This is a genomic window from Staphylococcus sp. CoH_129_LAB_1 (genome assembly GCF_058191515.1).
This window is the reverse complement of record NZ_JBXWKZ010000017.1, coordinates 30,552-32,980: the sequence shown is the minus strand read 5'-3', so window position 1 is coordinate 32,980 and position 2,429 is coordinate 30,552. Positions and strand designations below refer to the sequence as shown.

The window sequence follows — 2,429 nt, the reverse complement described above, 5'->3', positions numbered from 1 at the left end:
TGAAGCCAAAACAAACGGTACGACTATTATAAACGCTATTCAACCAGAAGTAGTTAAGAAAACAGAAGCGAGACAAGTCATTGATGAGATAGCAAGAGCTAAGAAAGCATCCATTGATCAGACGCCAGATGCGACAATAGAAGAAAAAGAGGCTGCAAAAGCGAAAGTAGATCAAGCAGTAACGGAAACAAAAACACAAATTAACGAAGCGACAAGAAATGCTGTAGTTGATGAAGCCAAAACAAATGGTACGACTACTATAAACGCTATTCAACCAGAAGTGACTAAGAAAGCAGAAGCAAGACAAAGCATTGAAGAGGTAGCAAGAGCTAAGAAAGCATCCATTGATCAAACGCCAGATGCGACAACAGAAGAAAAAGAGGCTGCAAAAGCGAAAGTAGACCAAGCAGTAACAGAAGCAAAAGCAAAAATTAATGAAGCAACGAAAAATTCTGGAGTTGATGAAGCCAAAACAAACGGTACGACTATTATAAACGCTATTCAACCAGAAGTAGTTAAGAAAACAGAAGCGAGACAAGCCATTGATGAGATAGCAAGAGCTAAGAAAGCATCCATTGATCAAACGCCAGATGCAACAACAGAAGAAAAAGAGGCTGCAAAAGCGAAAGTAGATCAAGCTGCAACGGAAGCTAAAAATAATATCAACCATTTTAATTCAAATAGCGAAGTTGAAAATGCAAGACATGATGGTATTGAAGCAATTAGTCATATAAAAGCAATCGTTCAAAAAAAATTAAAAGCAAGACAAGCCATTGAAGATGAAGCTATAAATAAAAAAGCAGAAATTGACAATAATAGTAATTCGACAACAGAAGAAAAAGAAGTGGCGAAGGCGAAAGTAGACGAAGAAGTTACTAAAGCAAAAAATAATATTGATCATGCAGAAACAAATCAAGTTGTCGACCAAATAAAAGAAGATAGTGTTACAATAATTAGCCACATTCAGCCTGATACAATTAAGAAAATGAATGCTAAGTCTACTATTGAACAAGTAGCTTTAGCTAAAAAAGCAGCGATTGATCAAATACTAGGTGCAACAGCAGAAGAAAAAGAAGACGCAAAAGCGAAGGTAGATCAATTAGTAACAGAAGCAAAAAATAATATTAATCATGCTTTATCAAATAATGATGTCGATCAAGTAGTAGACAATAGTACGACATTAATAAATAATATCCAACCAGAAGTAGTTAAAAAAGAACAAGCAAAAAGAAATATAGATGCTCAGGCACGACTCAAGAAAAATACAATTGATCAAACGCCTAATGCAACAAAAGAAGAAAAAGATATAGCAAAAGTCAAAGTAGATGAAGAAGTTGCCAAAGCAAAGCACAATATTGATCAAGCCATAACAAATAATGATGTCGATCAAGCAAAAAACACTGGGAATACTACTATCAACAGCATTCAGCCTGAGGTTGTAAAAAAAGAGACAATTAAAACTTCCATAGCACAAGTAGCTATAGCTAAAAAAGCAGAAATTGATCAAACTCCGAATGCAACGACAGAGGAAAAAGAAGCAGCGAAAGCGAAAGTAGATGAAGAGGTTACTAAAGCAAATCATAGTATTGATCAAGCCGTAACAAATAATGATGTGGATCAAGTTGAACAAATTGAAACATTAGCGATTAATAATATTCAACCTGATATAATTAAGAAAACTACAACTAAAACGTTAATTGAACAAGTAGCAAGAGTTAAAAAAGACAAAATTGATCAAACTTCAGGTGCAACGTCAGAGGAAAAAGAGGCAGCGAAAGCGAAAGTAGACGAAGAAGTTACAAAAGCAAAACATGAAATTGATCAAGCCATAACAAACAGTGACGTGGATCAAGCGAAAGATACAGGAAATACTAGTGTAAATAATATTCAGCCTGAAGTTATAAAAAAAGATGCGGCTAAGGCTACAATTGATCAAATTGCATTAACTAAGAAAACAGCAATTGATCAAGTTCAAGATGCGACAATAGAAGAGAAAGAAACAGCAAAACAAAAAGTAGACGAAGAAGTTACAAAAGCAAAACATGAAATTGATCAAGCCGTAACAAATAATGATGTGGATCAAGTTGGACAAAATACCACAACAGTGATAAATAGTATTCAACCAGAAGTAGTTAAAAAAGCAGAAACAAGACAAGCTATTGATAATTTAGCTAAACTTAAAAAAGCAACTATTGATTTAACACAAGAAGCAACTGAAGAAGAAAAAGAAGTAGCAAAACAAAAAGTAGATGAAGAAGCTACAAAAGCAAAAGAGAATGTTAATAAGGCAGAAAATAATGATGGCGTTGATAACGCACAAACAAATGGTATAAATATTATCAATGCCATTCAGCCAGAAATAGTAAAAAAAGCGAATGCCAAACATGAAATTGATCAAATTGTAACTACTAAGAAAGCAAGTATAGATC

At 34.0% G+C, this 2,429-nt stretch carries 1 protein-coding gene; it reads left to right on the top strand.

The annotated features are described in order from the left end of the window. The coding region (locus tag AC2FB1_RS06655; RefSeq protein WP_490674490.1) for a DUF1542 domain-containing protein at positions 1-2,429 on the top strand (2,429 nt) is incomplete at both ends.